This is a genomic window from Sphingomonas sp. CCH9-E2 (assembly GCF_001557215.1).
Lineage (GTDB): Bacteria > Pseudomonadota > Alphaproteobacteria > Sphingomonadales > Sphingomonadaceae > Sphingomonas.
Genome location: NZ_LSJM01000001.1, coordinates 1 through 4,948, shown reverse-complemented (window position 1 = coordinate 4,948; position 4,948 = coordinate 1). Strand labels below are relative to the sequence as shown.

5 protein-coding genes are annotated in these 4,948 nt (G+C 67.7%); 1 reads left to right on the top strand and 4 read right to left on the bottom strand.

Annotated elements, in window-relative coordinates; all coding sequences use genetic code 11:
- From AX681_RS00025 to glmM, 3 genes are all read right to left on the bottom strand, one after another.
- Positions 1-418: hypothetical protein (locus tag AX681_RS00025; protein ID WP_156455952.1), on the bottom strand; the 418-nt coding region annotated here is incomplete at its 3' end.
- Positions 419-431: 13 nt separating this feature from the next.
- Positions 432-743 carry a YdeI/OmpD-associated family protein gene (locus AX681_RS00020; protein WP_066658810.1) on the bottom strand — a complete coding sequence of 104 codons (312 nt, stop codon included), beginning with the start codon at positions 741-743 and terminating at the stop codon, positions 432-434.
- Between the two features lie 5 nt (positions 744-748).
- The gene (glmM, locus tag AX681_RS00015) at positions 749-2,089 is read right to left on the bottom strand and encodes a phosphoglucosamine mutase (RefSeq protein ID WP_066681488.1); all 1,341 of its coding nucleotides are present in this window, start codon (positions 2,087-2,089) and stop codon (positions 749-751) included.
- Positions 2,090-2,161: 72 nt separating this feature from the next.
- On the opposite strand from glmM, the gene AX681_RS00010 reads away from it, so the two are divergent.
- Positions 2,162-3,421: a dicarboxylate/amino acid:cation symporter gene (locus AX681_RS00010; protein ID WP_066681484.1), complete on the top strand. Its 1,260-nt coding sequence runs from the start codon at positions 2,162-2,164 to the stop codon at positions 3,419-3,421.
- Between the two features lie 119 nt (positions 3,422-3,540).
- Here AX681_RS00010 and gor read toward each other — a convergent pair whose 3' ends face one another.
- The gene (gene gor / locus AX681_RS00005) at positions 3,541-4,887 is read right to left on the bottom strand and encodes a glutathione-disulfide reductase (RefSeq protein WP_066664716.1); all 1,347 of its coding nucleotides are present in this window, start codon (positions 4,885-4,887) and stop codon (positions 3,541-3,543) included.
- Between the last annotated feature and the right edge of the window lie 61 nt (positions 4,888-4,948).

The following is a 4,948-nucleotide window of genomic DNA, read 5'->3' as shown; positions in this document are numbered from 1 at the left end:
GGGTGGCGGTGCGGTCGTCGCCGTCGCGGAAGGACAAGGTGCCCGCGCCTTCGGGGATCGCCGCATAGAAGACGCCGGTGACGATATTGGCGTCGCGGTGCCAGTCATTGGTCGCGCCGCCGCCGCGCAGGATGTTGAGCGTGGTTGCGGAACTCAGCCGGTTGCTGGCGAAGACCGGCTGGCCAAGGCTGGTGCTGGCAAAGTCGCGCATCACGCCGTGGTAGAGGGTCCAGAACCAGGGAAGCCGGGCGCGCAGCACATCGCCCTCGACGATGGCGAAGTTCCAGCCGGGCGCATCGATGATCGCGATTTTCTCGGGTGTTTCGGCGAGCGCCGCGACCTGTTCCGCCCAGCCATCGGGCAGCAGCCCGGCTGCGGCGAGGTCGAGCGTGTGAAAGGGCTGCCAGTCTGATTCCATGATGTGCGCCGACCTACCGCTTTGCCGCCTTGCCGTCGATCAGGACGGCCTGTTGCCATGCGCCCGGTGCCTTGTCGGTGCGGTGGATGCAGCCGGCCCAGCAGCAGGGGCGGCGCTTGCCCGCGCGCAATTCCTCGACCATCCGCGCGATGCGCCGCGCGCGGGTTGCGGCCTGTTTCGCATCCTCGATCCAGCACAGAAACTCGTTGCGCCCGAGCGGCGTCAGGCCTTCCCAGCACGTGAGCAGATCGGCGTCGGCGCGCAGGGCTGCCGCGACATCATCCGCTACGGCATGCACCGTGCCGGGAGCGATCGCGGCGGCCACCGTGCTCAGGCGGCCGCCGCGCGTACCGCGTCGCAGATGCGGTCGACCACCGCCTCGACCTGCGCCATGTCCTCGCCCTCCGCCATCACGCGGATCACCGGTTCGGTGCCCGACGGGCGGATGACGAGGCGCCCGGTGCCGGCCAGTTCGGCCTCGGCGGCAGCGATCACGTCCTGCACCGCGCCATGTTCGAGCGGCTTGCCGCCGGAGAAGCGGACATTCTTCAGCAACTGGGGCAGCGGGTCGAAGCGGTGCAGTACTTCGCTTGCCGGGGCCTTTGCGCGGACGATTTCGGCGAGCACCTGCAGCGCGGCGATCAGGCCGTCGCCGGTGGTGGCGTAATCGGACAGGATGATGTGCCCGGACTGTTCGCCGCCGACATTATAGCCCGAGGCGCGCATTTTCTCGAGGACGTGGCGATCGCCGACCTTGGTGCGGACGAGGCCGAGGCCCTGTGCCGCGAGATGGCGTTCGAGGCCGAGGTTCGACATGACGGTGGCGACGAGCCCGCCGCCCGCGAGCCGCCCCTGCCGTGCCCAGCCGCCAGCGATCGCGGCCATCAGCTGATCGCCATCGACGACCTGGCCGCGCTCGTCCGCGACGATCAGCCGGTCGGCGTCGCCGTCCAGCGCGATGCCGATATGCGCGCCCGATGCGACCACCGTCTCGCACAAAGTGAGCGGCGCGGTCGAGCCGACCTGGTCATTGATATTCTTGCCATTGGGCGAGACGCCGATCGCGACGACCTCGGCACCGAGCTCCCACAGCGCGGAGGGCGCGACCTGATAGGCGGCGCCATTGGCGCAATCGACCACGACCTTGAGCCCGTCGAGGCTGAGTTCGGCGGGGAAGGTCGCCTTGGCGAAGTGGATGTAGCGGCCCTTGACGTCGTCGACGCGGCGGGCGCGGCCGATGTCGGGGGAGGGGGCGAGCGGGATGTCGGCGTCAATGAGTGCCTCGATCGCGGCCTCGTCGGCGTCGGACAGCTTGTAGCCGTCGGGGCCGAACAGCTTGATGCCATTGTCGCCATAGGGGTTGTGGCTGGCGGAGATCATCACGCCAAGGTCGGCGCGCATCGAATGGGTCAGCATGGCGACGGCGGGGGTGGGCATCGGGCCGACCAGGGTCACGTCCATGCCGACGCTGGTGAAACCCGCCACCAGCGCGCTTTCGAGCATATAGCCCGACAGGCGCGTATCCTTGCCGATCACCACGCGGTGGCGGTGATCGCCGCGCAGGAAGTGCTTGCCGGCGGCCATGCCGATCTTCATCGCCATCGCGGCGGTGATGTGCCCGGCATTGGTCTTGCCCCGGATTCCGTCGGTGCCGAAATATTTTCTTGCCATATCTGCCCGCTTTGCGACGTTGCACCTGTAGTGATGGCGCGGTCATAGCGCCGCTTTTTTCCAAGGGCGAGCATGTCGCAAGCAACCCGTATCTTCGTTGCCCTCATTCTGGCGCTGTCCATCGGGGTCGGTGCCGCTGCAATCGCGCCGGAGCGGGCTTTGGTCGTCGCCGACTGGGTGCAGCCGATCGGCACGATGTGGCTGCACGCGCTGCAGATGACGATCGTGCCGCTGGTCGTGTCGCTGCTGATCACCGGAATTGCCGCGACGGCGGAGGCGGCGCGGGCGAGCACGCTGGCCGGGCGGGCATTCGTGACTTTCATCGTGCTGTTGTGGATTTCGTCGGCACTGGGCGGAGCGATCGCGCTGGGGATGCTGTCGGCCTTCCCGCTGGGCGCAGACCTTGCCGCCGCGTTGCGCGATGCGCTGGGCAGCGCGCCGCCGACCGGCGAAGTGCCGCCCTTCTCCGCCTTCCTCGTCGCTTTGGTGCCGTCCAACCCGATCGCGTCGGCGGTCAATGACGCGTTCCTGCCGATGATCCTGTTCACCACCGTGTTCGCCTTTGCGATCACGCGGTTGCCGGTGGAGGAGCGCGAGCGGCTGACCGGGTTTTTCCAGGCGATCGGCAATGCGATGCTAGTCGTGATCAACTGGGTGTTGTGGCTGGGGCCGATCGGGGTCGGGGCGCTGGCCTATGTCGTCGGCGCGCGGGCGGGGACGTCGGCGTTCGGCGCGCTGCTCCATTATGTCGCGATCCTGTGCACGGTCGGCGTGGTGCTGTGGCTGCTCGCCGTGCCATTCGCCTGGGGCGTGGCCAAGGTGGCGCCGGGGCGGTTCATCCGCGCGATCCTGCCGAGCCAGGTGGTCGCGGCGTCGACGCAAAGCTCGCTCGCCAGCCTGCCCGCGATGCTGCGCTCGACCGAGGCGCTGGGCGTGCCGGTGGCGCGCGCGGGCGTGGTGCTGCCGCTGGCGGTCGCGCTGTTCCGCTGGACCGGGCCGGCGATGAACTTCGCGGTTGCGATCTATGTCGCGCACTGGTTCGGGATCGAGCTGACCGCGGGGCAGATCGCGGCGGGCTGGGCCGCGGCGGCGATCACGACGATGGGCGCGGTGGGCTTGCCGGGGACGATCAGCTTCGTCTCGTCGATCGCACCGATCGCGATCGCGATGGGCGTGCCGATCGCGCCGCTGGGGCTGCTCGTCGCGGTGGAGACGATCCCCGACATCTTCCGCACTTTGGGCAATGTGGCGATGGACGTCGGCGCGACGCGGGCGATTGCCGGCGAGGGCGAGGCGGACAGCGAGGCGGATGCGTTGTTGCGCGCCGAGTAACAAACGCCACCCCGGCCTTGTGCCGGGGTCCACTTAGCCTCACGCGCGGTGATGGAGCCTGAAGCTCCGCGCCTGCCTCCCGGTGGACCCCGGCACAAGGCCGGGGTGACCAGCGTTGTTTATTTCATCAACACCAGCTCTTCCGCCATGCTCGGATGGAGCGCCACGGTCTGGTCGAAATCGTCCTTGGTGAGGCCGGCCTTCACCGCCACCGCCGCCGCCTGGAGAATTTCCGGGGCGTCGGGGCCGATCATGTGGAGGCCCAAAACCTTCCCTGAATTGGGCTCGCAGATCATCTTGTAGAGCGCGCGTTCGTTGCGGTTCGCCAGCACATTCTTCATCGCGCGGAAGTCTGAGGTGTAGACCTTTACCGCGCCGAATTTCTGCTTCGCCTCGCTCTCGGTCATGCCAACGCCGGCGATCGGCGGGTGGCTGAACACGGCCGACGGGATGCAGCCATAGTCGACGGTGGTCGGCTTGTTGCCGAACACGGTGTCGGCGAAGGCCTGTCCCTCGCGGATCGCGACGGGGGTCAGCTGGACGCGGTTGGTGACGTCGCCGACGGCGTAGATCGAATCGACCGACGACTTGTTGTCCGCGCCGACCACGACCGCGCCCTTGGCGTCCAGCTCGACCCCGACTTCGGCGAGGCCCAGGCCGTCGGTATTGGGGACGCGGCCGGTGGCGAAGAGGACGCAGTCGACCTCCATATCGTCATGGTTGGTCATGCTGACCTTGAGCGAGCCATCGGCCTGCTTCTCGATCCCCTTGAACTCCGCGTGGAAGCGGAAATCGATACCCTTGGTCATCGAAATCTGCAGCAGCCGGTCGCGGATCTGTTCGTCATAGCCGCGCAGGATGACGTCGCTGCGGTTGATCAGCGTCACCTTGCTGCCGAACTCGTTGAAGATCCCGGCAAATTCATTGGCAATATAGCCCGCGCCCGCGATCAGCACGCGCTTGGGCAGTGCATCGAGGTGGAACACCTCGTTCGAGGTGATGCCATGTTCGTGGCCGGGGCAGGAGGGGACCAGCGGTCGCGCGCCGACCGCGATCAGGATCTTGGCCGCAGTGATCGTGCGCCCGCTCGCCAGCGTGACTTCATTGGGGCCGGAGACGGTGGCGCGTTCGTGGACGATCTCGACCCCATGGCTGTCGAGCGTGTTGGTGTAGGCGCCGTTGAGCCGGTCGACTTCGGACAGGACATTGTCGCGCAGCACCGTCCAGTCGAAATCGCATTCGGGCACGTTCCAGCCAAAGCGGCGCGCGTCGTGCAGATCCTCGGCGAAATGCGCGCCATAGACGAGCAGCTTCTTGGGCACGCAGCCGCGAATGACGCAGGTGCCGCCGACGCGATATTCCTCGGCAATCGCGACCTTCGCGCCGTGCGCGGCGGCGACGCGGGAGGCGCGGACGCCGCCGGAGCCTGCGCCGATGACGAAGAGGTCGTAGTCGTAATCGGCCATGTCGGGCTCCTGTTGGGTCGTCGGAGCGGGAGATAGGGGGCTGGGAGGGGATTGCCAACGG

Bases quoted from the DNA above. Each gene is read 5' to 3' on its own strand.
- glmM (WP_066681488.1), bottom strand. From the start codon at position 2,089: ATGGCAAGAAAATATTTCGGCACCGACGGAATCCGGGGCAAGACCAAT.
- AX681_RS00010 (WP_066681484.1), top strand. From the start codon at position 2,162: ATGTCGCAAGCAACCCGTATCTTCGTTGCCCTCATTCTGGCGCTGTCC.
- gor (WP_066664716.1), bottom strand. From the start codon at position 4,887: ATGGCCGATTACGACTACGACCTCTTCGTCATCGGCGCAGGCTCCGGC.